Consider the following 16,535-nt stretch of genomic DNA (forward strand, 5'->3'; position numbering starts at 1 on the left):
GGAACGGCGGCTCCCCACCGTTTACCCTGTCCGGGCGTAGTTGATCTCTACGGCCACGCATTCTTCAACACGACAGTGACAATCCCAACGCGTTTGTCACGCGCCGGGTGCCGTGTCGTCGCTTCCGCACGGTGGATAGAAGGGCGCCAGGCCCGCGTTGGGGAAGGCGACCGAGTCGCGGTTCCCCGGGTCCACGTTGTCCTCGGTGAACTCCCTGGTGTCCGGGCCGAGTCCGCGGGCGCGCTCACCGAGGCGGGCCTCTCTGCTGAACACGCCGTCGCCCACGTACGTGAACGCCCCGAGGTCGGGGTAGCGGTCGTGGTCGAAGTCTGCGACGGCGATGTTCTGCGTGGCGCCGAGGTCGAGACGGCGAATCCGCCGGGAGCGGCCGGAGTCGGAGAAGGGGCCCAGCCGCAGCTCGGCGACCTTGGGCGGGATCGGGTCGTCGCCGCCCTGCCTCCGGCCGGCCACGACGACGAGGTCGCTCCATCCGTCGCGGTCGAAGTCCGCCACGGCGGCTCGCACTTGGCTCTGGTGCTCCCCGGCGTGGTCGGCCAGGTCGCGTGGCCGGGACGTCGTCTCGTGGGCCGTGCCGACGCCGAAGGTGATGGCGAGGCCGGCTCCGTAACCCGAGGGGTCCGCGACTCGGTCGGGAAGCCCGTCGTCGTTCACGTCGGCGATCAGCTCGTCGTCGGCCGTCACACAGGCCGTGAGGGCGGACGGCCCGTCCGGCGGCGGGGGCGGCGCGCCCAGGGAGTCCTCGCACCCCGTGAACAACAGGAGTCCGGCCACGACGAGGACAGCGGCGTTCCTGCGCCTTCTTCCGCTCTCGGTCAGGTTCGGCAAGCCGTGGGCCACGGAAATCATGGCGCCCCACTATCGCACAGCGGTTCGGCGTCGCCCGGACGTCGGTCGGGAACGTCCCTGCAACCGCACTGGCCGAAAATGTGTCTCAGGAGCCGTGGCCCGCGTTCCGTGGCCATCGAGGCGCGGGGGCGTCGAGGCAGGGGGTTGGCGATGAGCACATGGGCCGTACCGGGGTACTCCGAGTCGCTCGAGCTCGGTTCGGGGGCCAGCGGTCGGGTGGTGCTGGCCGTGCACGAGCCGACCGGGCTGCCGGTGGCCGTGAAGTACCTCAGTGAGTCGCTGCGCACGCGGCCGGGGTTCGTGCGCGGTTTCCGGGCCGAGGCGGAGCTCCTGGGCGGACTGGAGAGTCCGCACGTGGCCGGTTTCTACGAGTACGTGGAGGCACCGGAGGGCGCCGCGATCGTCATGGAGCTGGTGGACGGCGTCTCCCTGCGGACCGTGCTGGTCCGGCAGAGCCCCCTGTCGCCGGAGTCCGCGCTGACCGTGCTGAAGGGCTCGCTGCTGGGGCTGTCCGACGCGCACCGGGCCGGGGTCGTGCACCGGGACTACAAGCCGGCCAACGTCCTGGTCACCCCGGACGGGGTGTCCAAGCTCGTCGACTTCGGCATCGCGGTGGACGCCGGGGTCAGGGCCGGGGTCGCGGGCACGCCCGCCTACATGGCCCCCGAGCAGTGGGCCGGCGCGCCGGCCTCGCCCGCGGGGGACGTGTACGCGGCGACCGCCACGTTCTTCGAGTGCCTCACCGGCCGCAAGCCCTACGCCGGGGAGAACCTGGCCCAGTTGGCACTGCAGCACACCACGGATCCGGTCCCCGTGGAGGAGGTCCCCGAAGCGGTGCGCGGGCTGGTCCGGCGGGGGCTGGCCAAGTCCGCGGCGGAGCGGCCCGCGGACGCGGCGGCCTTCGTGGCGGAACTGGAGCGGGTGGCCGTGGCGCACTACGGGGAGGACTGGGAGGAGCGCGGCCGGGGCCGGCTGGCCGCGCTGGTGGCGCTGCTGCTGTTCCTGCTCCCCTCCGGCCGTACCACGGACCCCGGTACGACGACCGACACGGCGCGCACCGTTCTCGGCGGCCGGGACGCGGCCGGGGGACGGCTGCACACGTGGCGGCCCACCTGGCCGGGGGTGGCCGTGGCGGCGGCCGCCGTGCTCGTCGCTCTCCTGCTGGGCCAGGGCATCGGGCAGGGCGCGGGGAGGAGCTCGGGGCAGGAGACGCAGGCCCTGGCCACCACCACTCCCACGCAGCCGACCGCTTCGAGCCCGCCCCCGTCGTCCGCGGCACCGCCCAGCCCGTCCGCCACCGGGAGTTCCCCGGCCCCCGGCGGCTCGCCCTCCGGCCACGGCCCGGACGACGCGGGGTCGCCGCCGGCCTCCGTCACCGATCCGCCTCCGTCGCCGGACGCCTCGGCGAGTCCCTCCCCGTCCGCGTCCCCCAGCACGTCCCCCAGCACGTCGACCAGCACCTCCCCCTCCCCGTCCGCCTCCACGGCCGTCAAGGAGGTCACGGTGTCCGACTTCCGGCAGACGGGCACCGACACGGCCACCACGACGGTCACGGTCACCACGGACGGCACCGGCCCCGTCTCCGTCACGCTCGCCTGGTTCTCGGGCGACGCGGCGGGGCAGGCGGGGAGCGCGGACGGCGCGGCCGTGTCGTACCGGCGCAGCGGCGCCACGCAGTACACGCTGACCGTCGACCACACCTTCCAGGGGACCGGCTGCTACTGGACCGTGCAGGCCACGACCAGTCCCGCGTCGGCGGACGGCGGGGCGTCCCAGCAGCTCCTGACGAGGCGGTGCGTGCTGCGATGAGCATCCCTCAGGACCGCCGGCCCGCACCGCCGGAACAGGACGACTACAGCGCCACCGTGCTCGACAGCCACTGGGTCGTGCGTCCCGGCGACGACACCACGGTGCCGGCCCCCGCGGGCGGCGGCACGCTCCATGGCGACGTCGCCGGGACCGTCCTGCGCTTCGGCCCCGGTGTCACCGCCACCCGGTCGTACGCCGTACCCACGACGCCCGTGCCCGCGGCGCCGCCCAGGCGTCCGCGCCGTCGGCTGCGGCGGCACACGCTGCCCGTGCTGGTGCTGCTGGCGGCCGTCCTGTTCCTGCTGTGGCGGCAGCCGCCCACGTCGGGCCTCTCGGTGCGCGCGGTCGCGGTGACGGCCCCTCAGCGGGCCACCGGCTGCGACCGGACGGCGGACGTCGTCGGTGTCGTACGGACCGACGGCCGGCCCGGTGAGCTGGCCTACCGCTGGGTCCGCAGCGACGGCACGTCCTCCGGCGTCCTGCACGCGACCGTCGCCGAGGGGCGGCGTGAGGTGCTGCTGCATCTGCTGTGGACCTTCCGGGGGCGGGGGCGCTACGCCGCCTCGGCGGAACTGCGGGTGCTGTCCCCGGACGGAGGGGCGGCGCGGGCCGGGCTGCGCTACGACTGCCGCTGAGCCGCGGGCCGCGCCGCACACCTCCTCCGCCGTGCCGGGGCGCGGCGGACGGCGCAGTCGGCCGATGGTCGGTGGCGGGGCGCCGAAGGTGTGCGGCGCCGTCACCGAAGTCGGTGTGCGCCCGGGTGGCCGCCGTACGGCGGCGCCGGTGGTCCTGGACTACGCCCGCGCCGCACGCGCCCACCGCGCCACGGCGGGAACGCAGTCGGCGGCGAAGTGCTCGTAGTCCTCGGGGGTGTTGTAGACGTGGGCGGACAGCCGGAGGTAGCCGAGTCCGTCGAAGCTGGTGAACGCGGCTTCCACGCCGAGTTCGGCGGGCGCCCGGTCCCGCAGGGCGTCGGCGGCGAGGCGGCTCGTGCCCAGACCGTCGGGCAGGCGGACCAGGCGCATCCCCGGGACGGGCATCCCGACGTCGACGGGTTCCGGCGGGGCCCCGGCCGCCCGGGCGAAGGCCTCCGCGATGACGCGGGCACCGTACTCCGCCAGTTCGTCCATGTACCGGCGGGCCGTGTCCCAGCCCCAGGTGTCGTCGACGAACCGGAGGGCGGTGGACGCGGCCAGGCAGCCGGTGACGTCCAGGGTGCCCTGGTGGTCGAAGCGGTCCGGGAAGGGCTCGGCCGCGCCCCACGAGTCGATCAGCGGGTACAGCTCGTCCCGCAGGGGGCCGCGGGCGACGAGCACCGCCGAACCGCGGGGGGCGCAGCCCCACTTGTGCAGGTTGCCGACCCAGGCGTCGCAGTCCAGGCCCGCCAGGGGCGCGGCGAGGAGGCCGGGAGCGTGCGCGCCGTCGACGAGGAGCGTGATGCCGCGCCGTGCGGCCTCGGCGCCGACGCGGTCGACGGGGAGGCGTCGGGCCGTGGCCGAGGTGATCTGGTCCAGGACGATCAGCGCGACCTCGTCGTCCACCTCCGCGAGTACGGCCCGGCAGGCCTCGTCGGCATCGGCCGCCAGGGGCACCCGGGCCGTGCGCACCCGGCTCCCCCAGCGGCGGGCGAGCCGCTCGGCGCCCATCGTGACGGCACCGTAGCCGTGGTCGGTGACCACGATGTCCCCGCCGGGCCGGGCGGCCAGCGCGGCGAACACGACGCTGGCGCCGGCGCTGGCGTTCGGGACGAGGGCCAGGTCCTTCGCGTCGGTCCGCAGCCGGCCCGCGATCTCGGTCCGGGCCTCGGCGAGCCGCTCGGGCAGCGTCGAGAACCAGACCACCGGGGCGCGCTCCATCTCCGCTCGCAGCGCGTTCTGCCGCTCCTGGGCGACCGCCGGCACTCCGCCGAACGAACCGTGGTTGAGGTGGCGCAGGCCTGGGTCGAGGGTCCAGGCGTGCAGCGCGGGCCGCCCGTCGGGCAGCGCGGGCGGCCTGGGCGCGGTGACGAGGTCGCCCTCGCTCATGGGGGTCTCTCCTGGGCCGGGACGTCGTCGGTCGTCAGGTCGTCAGATCTTCAGGTCGTCAGGAGAAGAACCCTCGGGGGGCGGGCAGGCCGGGGGTGAGCGAGGGGCCGCCCGCCATGACCCGGTCCAGGTCGCGCTTGATGCGCTCGGCCTCGCCGCGCACCTGAGCGGGCACGTCACCGCGTTCGGTGACCAGGCGTTGGTAGATCGGTGTGTCGTCGAAGACGGAGAACACGGAGCTCTGCTTTCGTGGACGGTGGGGCGGGCCGAGGGACGTGGAACGGCTCCGCTGTCGACGACATCATCGCACTGCCCCCGGACGGGCTAGGGGCCGATGTCCGACTGTGACCGCCTGGGGTCCGGTCCTGGTCCATCGGTGCCGTGACCATGCGCTAGCCTTGAGCCAGAGCTGAAGGACGGAACTCCCGTCTCTCGGTGACGCGTCGGTGGTCCAAGGAAAGACGTCCCGCTTCCCGCGGGGAAATGCAGGTGCAAGGCCTGCCCGGCGCTCGGACACGGACCCCGCACCACCTCCTCGGTGGGGCGGGGTCCGTCCGTTGTCTCAGACCTCCAGTTCCGCTTCCAGCGCCTTCAGCCGGTGGCGGGCGAGGGCGAGGTTGCTGCGGCTGCGGTCGAGGGCGACGTACAGGAACAGCGCGCCGCGCGACCGGGCCAAGGGCCGGATCAGGTGGTACTGCTGACCGAGTGTGATCAGGATGTCCTCGATCTCCTCCTGCAGCCCGAGCGACTTCAGCGTGCGCTGCTTCGCCCGCACGACCTCCGTGTTGCCGGCGGCGGCCAGCTCCAGGTCCAGGTGGGGGCCTCCGCCCAACACACCCAGGGACATTCCGCTTTCGTAGTCGACGAGGGCCACACCCAGTGCACCCTCGATGCTCATCGCTTCCTTGAGCGTGCTCTCAATGTTCAACCTGGTGCCCTCATTTCCTTACCGGACGACCGCGTCTGATCGTCCGTTACGGCAATCAGCCTCATTGTGAGGCTGTTGAGTTCGAACGAGCTCATCTTTATTCAGTCTTGCGATAGTTAGCAAATAAAGTACTGTGCTCGACAGAGCAACCGAAGGGGCAAACCAATGGCTCTACTCGACTCCGCCCTCACCCGCGTTCTGCAGACGCCCGGCATCGCCGGAGCAGCACTCGTGGACTCCGTGACGGGTCTCTCCTACGCATCGCTGGGAGAAGTGGACGGGAGCCGGGACGCCCACGACATCGTCGGCATCGCCGACACCGGGCTGCGCCAGGCGGGCTGCACGGACGGGCTGGAGAGCATCGTCGTCAGCACCCCCAGCACCCACCACGTGACCCTGAGCGTGGGCAACGACGGCGATCCCGTCCTGCTGTGCGCCACCGTGGACCGGGAGCGGACGAACCTCGCCTGGGTGCTCCAGGACCTCACCCGGCACGCGGACGCACTGCTGGCATGAGCCTGAACGACATCGCCCAGCCGTCCACCGCCCGCAACCTCCCCTCCCTCCTGGCCGACCTGCACGCCCGGAACAGTTCCTGCACGATCGCCGTCTCCGGTACACCCGGCGGCACCATCCATGTCCGCGACGGTCTCGTGGTCGCCATGGAGACGCCGGGCGCTCCCGGTGTCGAGGCGATCCTGCTCAAGTCCCGGCGGCTCACCGAGGAGGCGTGGACCTCCGTCCGCGCCACCGACACGACGCACGAGCACCTGGCGAGGGAACTCGTCGCCCAGGGCCTGCTCGGCGCCGGGGAGTTGGAGGTGGTCAGCCTCGGCGCGCTCTTCGACGCGGCGTTCGCGCTGTCCCTCAACCGGCAGACCGGCTGGGAGGTCACCGACCCCGTGCCCGTGCTGTACGCCGGAACCGGGGTGCCGCCGGAGCGGCTGGTCACCGAGACCACACGCCGCTTCGGCATGCTGACCAAGGAGCCCGGCTCGATCGCGCGCGACGCCCGGGACCGGGTGCACCCGACGTATCCCGCCGACCCGCCGGAGTCCGCCGCCAGACTGTCCCCGCGCCACCGGGACCTGCTGGCCGCGACCGACGGACGACGCACGCCCCGGGACCTCGCTTTCACCCTGGGCCGCGGTCTCTTCGCCGTGCTGCTCGACCTCCGCCACCTGCTCGAACTGCGGCTGGTCCGGTATGCGGCTCCCGCGGGGACCGCACGCCCGAGCACCGCGCCGCGCACACCGGGCACCGACGCACCGGCCCCCCGGTCCGCCCCCGCGACCGCCGAACTCCCCCGGCGGCTGCCGCGCCGCACCGGTCAGCAGGCCGCCTCGGACTCCCCCGAGCACACCTCCTGACCACGTCGGTGTCCCACCGTCGCTCCCCCGCCGTCCCCGCCCGCAGACCGCTCACCAGGAAGAAGACATCATGAGCGACCCCGTGAACGACATCCTCCTCTCCTTGCGGGACAAGGTGATGGGTGTCACCGAAAGCACGCTCGCGACCGTGGACGGGCTGGTGGTCTCCAGCGACGCCAGCAAGACGCATCCGGAGTCCATGGCCGCCGTCGCCGCGGCCACGCTGTCCCTCGGGAACCGCCTGGCCGACCAGGCGGCCACCGGGAGCCTGCGGGAGATGAGCGCCCAGTGCAGTGGCGGGCATGTGATCGTCACGGCGGTCGGTGACCGTGCCCTGCTCGCCGTCGTCACCGACGAGGGGCTGGACCTGGCCGCCTTCCGCCGGGAGATGCCGGCCCTCGTGGCCGAGCTCGGCAACATCCTCGACACGGACACCCCGGCCTGAACCCGCGGCCTCCTCACCAGCGGTGACCAGGTCGTCGTGCCCCCGGAACGCCGGCCCGGGCAGAGGACCGGCTCAGGGCCGGTCGCCGTCGTCCGCCGCCTCGGGCTCGTCGGGGAGCGCCTCCAGGAGCGCGGCGGGCCGCCGCACCACCAGGCTCTGGACCTGGAACGACATCTCGGTGACGCGCGGAGCCGGCGGCGGGTGGTAACGGCCCGCGCACACCGACAGGTTGACGATGAGGTACGCGTGCCAGCGACGCCCCACGCCCTGCCGGTCGGCGAACACCCGGCTGCCGTTCACCCACCAGACCACGGACCGCGGGCCGAACTCGACGCGCAGGTCGATCCACGCGCCGGGGCGGATCGCGGGGTCGCGGTAGTAGAGGTTGCCGCCTCGGACGTGGTTGGTCAGCTCCAGGAGGTCGGGGTTGTCGGGGTGGTACTCGAAGACGTCGATCTCCTGGTCGCCGTCCCGCCAGGTCCAGATGGCCGGCCAGGCCCCCGCCTCGTACGGCAGTCTGACCCGCGCTTCGAGCACGTCGCCCGCGCGGACGGTGAAGCCCTCCTCGCTCCCCTCCGTGGTGAGCAGACCCGTGTCCCACCGCCCGTCCTTGCGGCGGGTGGCACGGAAGGTGCCGGAGCGACTGTAGGCGGGGTCCGCCGTCAGGTAATCGAGTTTGTTGTCTCCGGGATTGACAGGACCGCCGTTCGGATACGCCCACGAACGACCTGCCACCCATTGGTACGTGGATGCGAAGTCCGCGGTGAAAACGATCTCAGGTCCGGACCAATTTCCCTCGCTCGACGGTGGACCGTCGAATGCAGGATTCTCCATGCGCGGATGCTGCTCCGCATATGACTTCGGCATGCAATTGACAGCGAATCCACGGAAAGGACAACCCGGACGAGTGAGCCGACGTTGACAAATCTCGAAATTCCGTCCGCTCAGGCGATTCCCCCGTTCGCATAGAGGATCTGCCCGTTGACCCACCGCCCCGGGCCGGCGAGGAAGGCGACGGCCTCGGCGATGTCCTCGGGGGTGCCGAGCCGCTCCAGCGGGGGCTGCGCGGCGAGGCGGGCGATCGCCTCCTCGTCCTTGCCCTCGAGGAAGAGCCGGGTGGCGGTGGGGCCGGGGGCCACCGCGTTCACCGTGATGTCGCGGCCGCGCAGTTCGCGGGCCAGCACCATCGTCATCGCCTCGACGGCGCCCTTGCTCGCCGCGTAGGCGGCGTAGCCGGGGAAGGACAGCCGGGTCACCGACGTGGAGAAGGTGACGACGGCGCCGCCGGCCCGGACACGGCGGGCCGCCTGCTGGGCCACCACGAAGGTGCCGCGCAGATTGGTGCGGGTCAGCCGGTCGAAGGCGTCCAGGTCGAAGTCGGCGACCGGCCCCAGAACCATGACCCCCGCCGTGTGGACCACAACGTCGATCCCGCCGAAGGCCTGCTCCACCGCGTCGAAGACCTCCGCCGTCGCATGCTCGTCGGCGACGTCGCCGGTCACCGTGATCCCCCGGCCGCCACTCGCCTCGATCGCGGCGAGCGTCTCCTCCGCCGCCGTCCTGTTGCCCGCGTAGTGCACGGCGACGGCCGTTCCGTCGGCCGCGAGCCGCCGGGCCACCGCCCGGCCGATGCCCCCGGAAGCGCCGGTGACGAGTGCGACGCGCGGGGTCTCGGTGGTCTGTGCCGTCTCAGTCATGATGCCGCCCTCCAGTCGTTTATGAACGCAGCGTCCATATAAGCATGTTGTGGACGCTGCGTCCATATGTGAGGGTGGGGTCGGCGGGAAAACACACGGGAGGCGGGGCATGCCGCGACAGGCGGAACCGGGGGCGACCCCGCGGGCCCGGCGGGGCCGCGGGCGGCGTCCGGCGGACGAGGTACGGGCCGACGCACTCGACGCCGCCGGCGCTCTGCTGCTCGACGAGGGCATGGGCGCGTTCACCATCGAGGCCGTCGCCGAGCGGGCGGGCGTCAGCAAGACCACGATCTACAAGTGGTGGCCGTCGAAGGGGGCGCTCGCACTGGACGGCTACTTCCACGCCGTCGAGTCCGCACTGGCCTTCCCCGACAGCGGCGACCTTGAGGCGGACCTGACGGCACAGCTACGCTCCTTCGTCCACGTGCTCACCGCCACCCCGGCCGGCCGGGTGATCGCCGAGCTCATCGGACAGGCGCAGACCGACCCCGATCTGGCCGCCGCCCTGCTCCAGCGCTACTCCGGCCCACGGCGGGAGCTGGCGGTGCGGCGGATGCGGCACGCGCAGGAGCAGGGGGAACTGCGCGCCGACGTCGATCCCGAGATCCTTGTGGACCAGCTCTGGGGCTCCCAGCCCTGAGGGCTGTCCCGTAATCCCCGGTGGATCAGCGCGCGGCGTCAGATGCGGTGCATCGCAAGGCGGAGGGGTGTCCGCATACTGGATGTATGCGGACGTTCCGACAACGCGGCGAGGTGCCGTGGCTGTCGTCGCGCGCCCGCCGGGGATTACGGGACAGCCCTTAGCGTCCCAGGCGCAGCGTCCGGCGCTCGGCGGCCGTCATCGCGCCCCACACCCCGTCGCTCTCGCCGTGCCGTACGGCCCAGGCGCCGCAGGCCCTCATCACCGGGCACCGGTGGCAGACCGCCCGCGCCTGCTCGATCTGTCTCAGGGACAGACCGTCCTCCCCCAGGGGGAAGAAGAGCTCGGGGTCCTCGAAGCGGCAGGCAGCCGCCTCCCGCCAGTTCGTCGAGGCCAGGGACATCATGGGCACCTCCGGGCGACTCAGCAGAGGTACAAAGAAATATAGGCACTGTCCACCGTTTCGGCCATGGCCGGGAACGAGCGGAGAGGACGGCACTCATGGGACGCACCGGAGAAGGCGGCGGCCCCAGGGCACGCCTGGCCGAGGGCCTCTTCGCCCGGGTCGCGGGGCCGGACGGCCCCCGTCACCGCGCCCGTATCCACGACACGCCCGGACCGCGCTGGTTCGGACCGGAGCGCCCGGTGCGCCGGGTGCACGGGGACGCGTCGATGTTCGCCGGCGGGCTGTCCGCCCTGCTCCTCCAGTCGCTGCACCCGCTCGCCATGGCGGCCGTGGCCGCGCACTCCGGTTTCCGGGGCGATCCCTGGGGCCGGCTGCAGCGCACGAGCACCTTCCTGGCCACGACGACGTACGGCACCGCGGAACACGCGCGAGAGGCGTGCGCCCGGGTACGGGCGGTGCATGGGCAGGTGCGGGGTCTGACCGAGCGCGGTGAACCGTACGACGCCTCGGATCCCCATCTGCTGTGCTGGGTGCACATCGCCGAGACCGACAGCTTCCTGCGCGCCCATCAGCGCTTCGGGGCGCGCCCGCTCTCGGCGGCGGAGTGCGACGGCTATGTCGAGGACATGGCGCGTGTCGCCGTCGAGCTGGGCATTCCCGATCCGCCCCGCAGCCGGGGCGGGCTCGCCGAGCGGCTGACCGCCTACCGGCCGGAGCTGAGAGCCACCGCGCAGGCTCGGGAGACCGCGCGCTTCCTGCTGCTGCACCCGCCCGTGCCGCTGGTCGCCCGCCTCCCCTACGAACTGCTCGCGGCGGGCGCCGTGGCGCTCCTGCCCCGGTGGGCCGCCGTTGAACTCGGGCTGTCCAGATGGCCGTCGGCCGAGGAGGCCTGCCTGCTGCCGCTCGGCCGCGCGGCCACGGCGACCATCCGGTGGGCGATGGCGCCCGCCCGGGAGACACAGCGCTGACGACGGCCCCCGCGGCGTCCGTCAGGCGGTCCAGCGCGGTACGGCGAAGGCCAGCCGTGCCGCCGGCGGCAGCGGCGCGTGCTCCTCCGAGACCCGGAAGGCCTGGATGGCGAGTGCCGCGAAGCGCCGGGAGGCCGCGACCCGGGCGGCCGCCGACGCGGTGTGGATGCCCCGGTGGGCCAGGACCATGAGGATCAGGTCCTCCAGAACGAAGTCCGGACGCAGCCGGCCCGCCTCCTTGGCGCGACGGGCCAGTTCCGCGACCGCGCTCAGCGTGTGGGCACGGCCGGCGGCGAAGTCCATCGCGTCGGGGAAGGCCGACATGAGGGCTTCCGTGAAGCCTCGGTCGTGCGCGTACAGCTCGCAGGTCCGCTCGATCACGCGGCAGAAGCCGCGCCACGGGTCCGGATCGGCGAGTCCCTCCTCGACGATGGTGTGGCAGGCGCGCAGCTGCTCGGCGAACGCCTCGGAGACCAGCGCCTGCTTGGTCGGGAACCGGCGGTACAGGGTGGCGGGGCCGACCCCGGCGCGCCGGGCGATCTCCCGCATCGGCACGTTCATCCCCTCGGCGGCGAACAGCGTGCGGGCGGAGTCGAGGATGCGTTCGCGGTTGTCCAGGGCGTCGGAACGCAGGGTGTGAGGCAAACGGTCGGTCACGCTCTCACTTTAGCCAAGTGGACGGGGGCGTCCGCTAACGTCCGAAGGCATGGGGCTTTCGCCCCTCCCGATCATTCCCAGTCTCAAGGAGACGGCATTGAAGGCAGTTGCGATCCAGGCGTTCGGCGATCCCGAGGGGCTGACGGTCGTCGACCTCCCCGCCCCGGCTCCCGCAGCCGGACAGGTGCTGATCGCCAACGAGGCGATCGGTGTCGGCGGTGTCGATGTCGTGATCCGGAACGGGCTCCTCGGTGAACACGGCTTCAGGGAAGGCCACGTTCTCGGCAGCGAGGTGGCGGGGACCGTGACCGCGGTCGGCGAGGGCGTCGACGCGTCCTGGGTCGGCCGGCGGGTATGGGCGTTCACCGGCCTCGGCGGCGGCTACGCCGAGCGGGCGGTCGCCCCGGTCGAGGAGATCCTTCCGCTGCCCGAGAAGTTGTCCGCCGACGACGCCGTGACGCTCGGGAGCTCGGGCGTGGTGGCCCACTTCGCCCTGGCCCACGCCCACTTCGCGCCCGGCGAGTCCGTGCTGGTGCGCGGCGCCGCCGGCAGCATCGGGATCACGGCCGTGCAACTGGCGGCCCAGGGCGGCGCCGGCGCGGTCGCGGTGACGACCTCGTCGGCCGAACGCGGCGACCGGCTGCGTGAACTGGGCGCGACCCATGTGCTGGACCGATCGGGCGAGGGCGGTGGGGACGCGCCCGCGGGCTACGACGTCCTCATCGACATCGTCGCCGGGGCGGACCTGCCGTCCTTCTTCGACAGGCTCAACCCCAACGGGCGCATGGTGACCGTCGGCGCGGTCGGCGGGTGGCCGCCGGCGGACTTCGGCATGAAGATGATCGCCGCGTTCCAGAAGTCGTTGTCGTTCGCCGTCTTCAGCGCCGACAGCGTGACCGGGCCCGATCGACGTGCCGTGCGGGCCGAGCAGTTCGCCGCCGCGAACCGCGGCGAGCTGCGGACGGTGGTGCACGAGGTGCTGCCGCTGGCGCAGGCCGGGTCGGCGCACCGGAAGATGGACGCGGGCGAGGTCTTCGGCAGGATCGTGCTGACGCCGTAGTCCGCGGGCTCGGGCCGCGACCGCCGACTCCCGCCGCGAAACCGCCTCTTCACGACTCTGGCGCCCCTGGCCTACCCGGCGGTATACAAACTCCGGCGCACAGTACGGCGGCCGTACCGGCCGCCGGTGTCGGCCGGGTGCAGGGGGAGGAGCGCGATGGGGCGCGACGTACGCAGGACAGCAGCACTGGCCGGAGGGCGCCGAAAGGGCGTCACCTTCCTTGCGGCGCTGGGAGGTTGTGCGCTCGTCGCCGCCTCCTCGGTACCGGCCGCGGCCCACGGCGGGGGCGGCGGACGGACGAGGGAGTACGTGGCGCTGGGTGACTCCTACACGTCCGGCCCTCTGATTCCCCGTCAGGTGGACGCCAACTGCGCCCGCTCCGACAACAATTACCCCTCGATCGTGGCCGCGCGGCTCGGGGCGAGCCCGTTCAAGGACGTCAGCTGCGCCGGGGCGACGACCGAGGAGATGTGGAAGTCGCAGGGAACCAACGGCCCCCAGCTGGACGCCCTGCGCCGGGACACCGACCTGGTGACCGTGCAGATCGGCGGCAACGACATGGGCTTCGGGACCATCATCGCCACCTGTGCGCAGCTGGCCGCGCAGGACCCGGCCGGCAACCCCTGTCAGCGGTACTACGGCACTTCCGGCGTCGACCGGTTGACCGTCGCCATCGCGCAGACCGCGCCCAAGGTCGCCCGGGTGCTGCGGGCCGTGCACGCCAGAGCACCGCACGCGCGTGTCCTCGTCGTCGGCTACCCCGACCTGCTGCCCGACGACGGCAGCGGCTGCGCCCCGTCGGTGCCGTTCGCGACGCGGGACTTCCCCTATCTCCGGGACACCGAGAAACTCCTCAACCTGATGCTCCGGGCGGTGGCGCGCCACAGCGGCGCGGACTATGCCGACACCTACGGTCCGACCGTCGGGCACGACATGTGCAAGCCGCCGGCGGACCGCTGGATCGAGCCCTTGCAGCCCGCCTCCCCCGCGGCTCCCGCGCACCCCAACGCCAAGGGCGAGGCGGCCATGGCCGAGGCGGTGCTGCGGCGGCTGCCCCGGGGCGGACACGGAGGGCACGGACGCTGATCCCGGGTCCGGCCGCCGCCTGCGGGTGGGTGCGATCGTCGCCCGCGGTCATTCCCCCGCCGGGCGGGCGTCCGGCCCCGCGCGCCCCTCGCGCAGGTCCGCCACCAACCGTGCGCCGGTCACCGTCTCGTCGTCCTTGTGGTGCTCCCAGCGGGCGAACGTCTCGGCGGCGGCCTCGGCGAAGGCGGCCGGCGCACCCACCTCGCGGCTCGCCCGGGCGATCTCCCGCATCTCCGGCTCCCACCGCCATGCCCTCGGTCCGGCGGAGGCGAGGCGCCCGGTTCCGGCGAGCGGGGTGCCGGGGAGCGCCTGGGCCGCGAGGTCCAGCAGGTCGTCCAGCACGCCGTGCCCGTCGGCCAGGGCGCAGGCGTGGGCGGCGAGAGCGTACGAGATCTTGTTGTACGCGGCGAAGGACAGTTTGAGGGCGGACGCCCGGCCGACCGGGCCCGGCAGCGGGAACGGGGTGAGCAGGGTGCCGTCGAAGAGGGCCGAGACGCGGGCGACGGCCGTCTCCTCGCCCGAGAGGTACAGCCGGGTGGAGCCGGCCTCGCGGGGTGGCGGGCCGGTGATACCGCCGTCCACCAGGGTCGTTCCGGTGCCCTCGAACACCTCGCCGATGTCGGCCATCCGCTCGGGGCTGACCGCGTTGGCGTCGACGTAGACGCCCCGGAAGCCCGCCGCCGCGACCTGTTCGGCGACGGAGAGGGCGGCGGCGGGCGGGCAGACGCTGAGGACGAGGTCGCAGGTCGCGGCGAGTTCCCCGACACTCGCGGCGGGTTTCAGCCCGAGCCGCTCGGCCCGCTGCCGGGTCGCGGCCCCGCGCCCCTGCGGCAGCCACCGCACCGAGGCCCCGGCCGCCACCGCCTGCGCCGCCACACCCGCGCCCATGGCGCCCGGGTGCAGGACTCCCACCTCACCGAACTCTCCGTGAACCATGAACGGACCCTAACCCGGCTCCTGTTCGCCCTGCGCACCGTCGCCGCGGCGACCCCGCGGTTCCTCCGGTGTCATACTCCCGGCGGTCCCGCACCGCCCTTGAGCCGTTCCAGGTCCGAGGCGCGGACCTGGATGACCACGACGGCGATCAGGGCGGCGATGACGGTGAAGATGGCCGCCATGACGAACGCGGCGGACACGCCGGAGGTGAGGACCTCGTTCGACCAGGGCGCGGGAAGCTCGCCGGTGCGCTGGAAGCGCAGGCGTTCGGCGGGGGTGGCCTGGGCGAGGAAGGCGGGGATCTGGTCCTCGGCCTCGTTGCGGCTGGCCGTGCCGTACATCGTGACCAGGATGGACAGGCCGAGCGAACCGCCCACCTGCTGGGTGGCGTTGAGGAGTCCGGAGGCCGCGCCGGTCTCCTCGGTGGACACGTTGGACAGCGCCATCAGGGTGAGCGACACGAACTCCATGCCCATGCCCAGGCTGAAGACGAGCATCGGCCCGAGGATGCTGCCGGCATAGGTGGAGTCGACGTCCGTCAGCGTCAGCCAGCCCAGGCCCGCCGCCGCGAGGATCGCGCCCACCACCATGAAGGGCTTCGGTCCGTACGTCGGCAGGAAGCGGGAGGCGAGGCCGGCGCCGACCGCGATCACGGCGCTCACCGGGAGGAAGGCGAACCCGGCGGCCAGCGGGCTGAATCCGAGCACGTTCTGGACGAAGAGGGTGAGGAAGAAGAACATGCCGAAGATCGCGGCGGCGAGGCACAGCATGATGCCGTAGGTGCCGGCGCGATTGCGGTCGGCGAACATGTGCAGGGGGGTGATCGGCTGCCGGGAGCGCCGCTCGATCAGGACGAACATCGTGAGCACCACCACGGCCGCGGCGAACGAGGCCAGGGTGAGGCCGTCCCGCCAGCCCTCCTGGGCGGCGCGGATGAAGCCGTACACGAGCAGCACCATGCCGATGGTCGACGTCAGTGCGCCGGCGAGGTCGAAGCGGCCGGGGTGGCGCTCGGACTCCTTGATGAAGCGGGGGGTGGCGAGCGCGATGAGCAGACCGATCGGGACGTTGACGAAGAGCACCCATCGCCAGTTCAGATACTCGACGAGGATGCCGCCGGCGAGCAGACCGATCGCGCCGCCGCCCGCCGAGACCGCGGCGAACACGCCGAAGGCGCGGTTGCGTTCGGGCCCCTCACGGAAGGTGGTGCTGATCAGGGCGAGAGCGGTCGGGGAGGCGATGGCGCCGCCGACGCCCTGCAGGGCGCGTGCGGACAGGAGTTGGGCCTCGTTCTGGGCCAGTCCGCCGAGCAGCGAGGCGAGCACGAACAGCAGGACGCCCACGATGAACACCCGCCGTCTGCCGAGGATGTCGCCCGTTCTGCCGCCGAGCAGCAGCAGTCCGCCGAAGGTCAGCGTGTAGGCGTTGACGACCCACGACAGGCTGGTGGTGGAGAAGTCCAGGGAGCGCTGGATGTCGGGCAGCGCGATGTTCACGATGGTGATGTCCAGCACCACCATCAACTGGCAGGACGCGATGACCAGCAGTGCGATCGCGTTTCCGCCGCCGCCCCGTTGCCGGGCGGCGGTCTCGGTGGAGGAGGTGGGCTGCGAGGCTCTGCTCATGACGTGTCGCCCGCTCG

General features: G+C 72.9%; 19 protein-coding genes. 9 read left to right on the plus strand and 10 right to left on the minus strand.

The features are described from left to right. Nucleotides 1-96: 96 nt before the first annotated feature. Nucleotides 97-867, minus strand: coding sequence for a VCBS repeat-containing protein (locus ABT057_RS29845; protein ID WP_352346714.1), 771 nt, complete (start codon nucleotides 865-867; stop codon nucleotides 97-99). A 150-nt stretch (nucleotides 868-1,017) separates the two neighbouring features. On the opposite strand from ABT057_RS29845, the gene ABT057_RS29850 reads away from it, so the two are divergent. Together ABT057_RS29850 and ABT057_RS29855 are read left to right on the plus strand one after the other, a co-directional pair. Next, on the plus strand, nucleotides 1,018-2,676 hold the full coding sequence (locus ABT057_RS29850; RefSeq protein WP_352346715.1) for a serine/threonine-protein kinase: 1,659 nt from the start codon (nucleotides 1,018-1,020) through the stop codon (nucleotides 2,674-2,676). Continuing rightward, nucleotides 2,673-3,311: a hypothetical protein gene (locus ABT057_RS29855; RefSeq protein WP_352346716.1), complete on the plus strand. Its 639-nt coding sequence runs from the start codon at nucleotides 2,673-2,675 to the stop codon at nucleotides 3,309-3,311. Before ABT057_RS29850 ends, ABT057_RS29855 begins: the two co-directional genes overlap by 4 nt. Nucleotides 3,312-3,470: 159 nt before the next feature. On the opposite strand, the gene ABT057_RS29860 is transcribed toward ABT057_RS29855, so the two are convergent. The 3 genes from ABT057_RS29860 to ABT057_RS29870 all read right to left on the minus strand — a co-directional run bounded on the left by ABT057_RS29860 (nucleotide 3,471) and on the right by ABT057_RS29870 (nucleotide 5,628). Then, nucleotides 3,471-4,700, minus strand: coding sequence for an aminotransferase class V-fold PLP-dependent enzyme (locus ABT057_RS29860; RefSeq protein ID WP_352346717.1), 1,230 nt, complete (start codon nucleotides 4,698-4,700; stop codon nucleotides 3,471-3,473). Nucleotides 4,701-4,758: 58 nt separating this feature from the next. Then, entirely contained in the window at nucleotides 4,759-4,935 is a 177-nt protein-coding gene (locus tag ABT057_RS29865; protein ID WP_352346718.1) for a hypothetical protein, read from the minus strand. A gap of 327 nt (nucleotides 4,936-5,262) precedes the next feature. After that, nucleotides 5,263-5,628 (minus strand): hypothetical protein, encoded by a 366-nt coding sequence (locus tag ABT057_RS29870; protein ID WP_352346719.1) that lies wholly within the window; start codon nucleotides 5,626-5,628, stop codon nucleotides 5,263-5,265. 165 nt (nucleotides 5,629-5,793) lie between these two features. Here ABT057_RS29870 and ABT057_RS29875 point away from each other — a divergent pair, with 165 nt between their 5' ends. The 3 genes from ABT057_RS29875 (at nucleotide 5,794) to ABT057_RS29885 (ending at nucleotide 7,443) form a co-directional block, all read left to right on the plus strand. After that, a complete protein-coding gene (locus tag ABT057_RS29875; RefSeq protein ID WP_352346720.1) occupies nucleotides 5,794-6,144 on the plus strand; it encodes a hypothetical protein in 351 nt (116 codons plus the stop codon). Further along, the gene (locus ABT057_RS29880) at nucleotides 6,141-6,998 is read left to right on the plus strand and encodes a hypothetical protein (RefSeq protein WP_352346721.1); all 858 of its coding nucleotides are present in this window, start codon (nucleotides 6,141-6,143) and stop codon (nucleotides 6,996-6,998) included. The genes ABT057_RS29875 and ABT057_RS29880 overlap by 4 nt, the downstream gene beginning before the upstream one ends. Before the next feature lie 70 nt (nucleotides 6,999-7,068). Further along, a complete protein-coding gene (locus tag ABT057_RS29885) occupies nucleotides 7,069-7,443 on the plus strand; it encodes a roadblock/LC7 domain-containing protein (RefSeq protein WP_352346722.1) in 375 nt (124 codons plus the stop codon). Nucleotides 7,444-7,515: 72 nt separating this feature from the next. On the opposite strand, the gene ABT057_RS29890 is transcribed toward ABT057_RS29885, so the two are convergent. Both ABT057_RS29890 and ABT057_RS29895 read right to left on the minus strand, forming a co-directional pair. After that, nucleotides 7,516-8,277 (minus strand): LamG domain-containing protein, encoded by a 762-nt coding sequence (locus ABT057_RS29890; RefSeq protein ID WP_352346723.1) that lies wholly within the window; start codon nucleotides 8,275-8,277, stop codon nucleotides 7,516-7,518. 110 nt (nucleotides 8,278-8,387) lie between these two features. Next, nucleotides 8,388-9,140 carry an SDR family oxidoreductase gene (locus tag ABT057_RS29895; RefSeq protein ID WP_352346724.1) on the minus strand — a complete coding sequence of 251 codons (753 nt, stop codon included), beginning with the start codon at nucleotides 9,138-9,140 and terminating at the stop codon, nucleotides 8,388-8,390. 109 nt (nucleotides 9,141-9,249) lie between these two features. Between ABT057_RS29895 and ABT057_RS29900 the strand changes: the two genes are divergently transcribed. Further along, the gene (locus tag ABT057_RS29900; RefSeq protein WP_352346725.1) at nucleotides 9,250-9,780 is read left to right on the plus strand and encodes a TetR/AcrR family transcriptional regulator; all 531 of its coding nucleotides are present in this window, start codon (nucleotides 9,250-9,252) and stop codon (nucleotides 9,778-9,780) included. A gap of 160 nt (nucleotides 9,781-9,940) precedes the next feature. Here the strand turns inward: ABT057_RS29900 and ABT057_RS29905 are convergent, their stop codons facing one another. Further along, complete coding sequence (locus ABT057_RS29905; RefSeq protein ID WP_352346726.1) at nucleotides 9,941-10,186, minus strand: WhiB family transcriptional regulator; 246 nt, start codon at nucleotides 10,184-10,186, stop codon at nucleotides 9,941-9,943. A 95-nt stretch (nucleotides 10,187-10,281) separates the two neighbouring features. Between ABT057_RS29905 and ABT057_RS29910 the strand changes: the two genes are divergently transcribed. Further along, the gene (locus tag ABT057_RS29910; protein ID WP_352346727.1) at nucleotides 10,282-11,154 is read left to right on the plus strand and encodes an oxygenase MpaB family protein; all 873 of its coding nucleotides are present in this window, start codon (nucleotides 10,282-10,284) and stop codon (nucleotides 11,152-11,154) included. Between the two features lie 21 nt (nucleotides 11,155-11,175). Here the strand turns inward: ABT057_RS29910 and ABT057_RS29915 are convergent, their stop codons facing one another. After that, nucleotides 11,176-11,811, minus strand: coding sequence for a TetR/AcrR family transcriptional regulator (locus ABT057_RS29915; RefSeq protein ID WP_352346728.1), 636 nt, complete (start codon nucleotides 11,809-11,811; stop codon nucleotides 11,176-11,178). A 97-nt stretch (nucleotides 11,812-11,908) separates the two neighbouring features. On the opposite strand from ABT057_RS29915, the gene ABT057_RS29920 reads away from it, so the two are divergent. Both ABT057_RS29920 and ABT057_RS29925 read left to right on the plus strand, forming a co-directional pair. Continuing rightward, complete coding sequence (locus tag ABT057_RS29920) at nucleotides 11,909-12,871, plus strand: zinc-dependent alcohol dehydrogenase family protein (protein WP_352346729.1); 963 nt, start codon at nucleotides 11,909-11,911, stop codon at nucleotides 12,869-12,871. Nucleotides 12,872-13,027: 156 nt separating this feature from the next. Beyond that, the gene (locus tag ABT057_RS29925) at nucleotides 13,028-13,957 is read left to right on the plus strand and encodes an SGNH/GDSL hydrolase family protein (protein ID WP_352346730.1); all 930 of its coding nucleotides are present in this window, start codon (nucleotides 13,028-13,030) and stop codon (nucleotides 13,955-13,957) included. A 48-nt stretch (nucleotides 13,958-14,005) separates the two neighbouring features. Here ABT057_RS29925 and ABT057_RS29930 read toward each other — a convergent pair whose 3' ends face one another. Both ABT057_RS29930 and ABT057_RS29935 read right to left on the minus strand, forming a co-directional pair. After that, nucleotides 14,006-14,893 carry an NAD(P)-dependent oxidoreductase gene (locus ABT057_RS29930; protein WP_352346731.1) on the minus strand — a complete coding sequence of 296 codons (888 nt, stop codon included), beginning with the start codon at nucleotides 14,891-14,893 and terminating at the stop codon, nucleotides 14,006-14,008. A gap of 71 nt (nucleotides 14,894-14,964) precedes the next feature. After that, a complete protein-coding gene (locus ABT057_RS29935) occupies nucleotides 14,965-16,446 on the minus strand; it encodes an MFS transporter (RefSeq protein ID WP_502973986.1) in 1,482 nt (493 codons plus the stop codon). Between the last annotated feature and the right edge of the window lie 89 nt (nucleotides 16,447-16,535).

It is taken from the genome of Streptomyces sp. NPDC002588 (assembly GCF_040295925.1).
In the GTDB taxonomy this organism is placed as follows: Bacteria; Actinomycetota; Actinomycetes; order Streptomycetales; family Streptomycetaceae; genus Streptomyces.

Bases quoted from the DNA above. Each gene is read 5' to 3' on its own strand.
- ABT057_RS29845 (WP_352346714.1), bottom strand. From the start codon at position 867: ATGATTTCCGTGGCCCACGGCTTGCCGAACCTGACCGAGAGCGGAAGA.
- ABT057_RS29850 (WP_352346715.1), top strand. From the start codon at position 1,018: ATGAGCACATGGGCCGTACCGGGGTACTCCGAGTCGCTCGAGCTCGGT.
- ABT057_RS29855 (WP_352346716.1), top strand. From the start codon at position 2,673: ATGAGCATCCCTCAGGACCGCCGGCCCGCACCGCCGGAACAGGACGAC.
- ABT057_RS29860 (WP_352346717.1), bottom strand. From the start codon at position 4,700: ATGAGCGAGGGCGACCTCGTCACCGCGCCCAGGCCGCCCGCGCTGCCC.
- ABT057_RS29875 (WP_352346720.1), top strand. From the start codon at position 5,794: ATGGCTCTACTCGACTCCGCCCTCACCCGCGTTCTGCAGACGCCCGGC.
- ABT057_RS29880 (WP_352346721.1), top strand. From the start codon at position 6,141: ATGAGCCTGAACGACATCGCCCAGCCGTCCACCGCCCGCAACCTCCCC.
- ABT057_RS29885 (WP_352346722.1), top strand. From the start codon at position 7,069: ATGAGCGACCCCGTGAACGACATCCTCCTCTCCTTGCGGGACAAGGTG.
- ABT057_RS29890 (WP_352346723.1), bottom strand. From the start codon at position 8,277: ATGGAGAATCCTGCATTCGACGGTCCACCGTCGAGCGAGGGAAATTGG.
- ABT057_RS29895 (WP_352346724.1), bottom strand. From the start codon at position 9,140: ATGACTGAGACGGCACAGACCACCGAGACCCCGCGCGTCGCACTCGTC.
- ABT057_RS29900 (WP_352346725.1), top strand. From the start codon at position 9,250: ATGCCGCGACAGGCGGAACCGGGGGCGACCCCGCGGGCCCGGCGGGGC.
- ABT057_RS29905 (WP_352346726.1), bottom strand. From the start codon at position 10,186: ATGATGTCCCTGGCCTCGACGAACTGGCGGGAGGCGGCTGCCTGCCGC.
- ABT057_RS29910 (WP_352346727.1), top strand. From the start codon at position 10,282: ATGGGACGCACCGGAGAAGGCGGCGGCCCCAGGGCACGCCTGGCCGAG.
- ABT057_RS29925 (WP_352346730.1), top strand. From the start codon at position 13,028: ATGGGGCGCGACGTACGCAGGACAGCAGCACTGGCCGGAGGGCGCCGA.
- ABT057_RS29930 (WP_352346731.1), bottom strand. From the start codon at position 14,893: ATGGTTCACGGAGAGTTCGGTGAGGTGGGAGTCCTGCACCCGGGCGCC.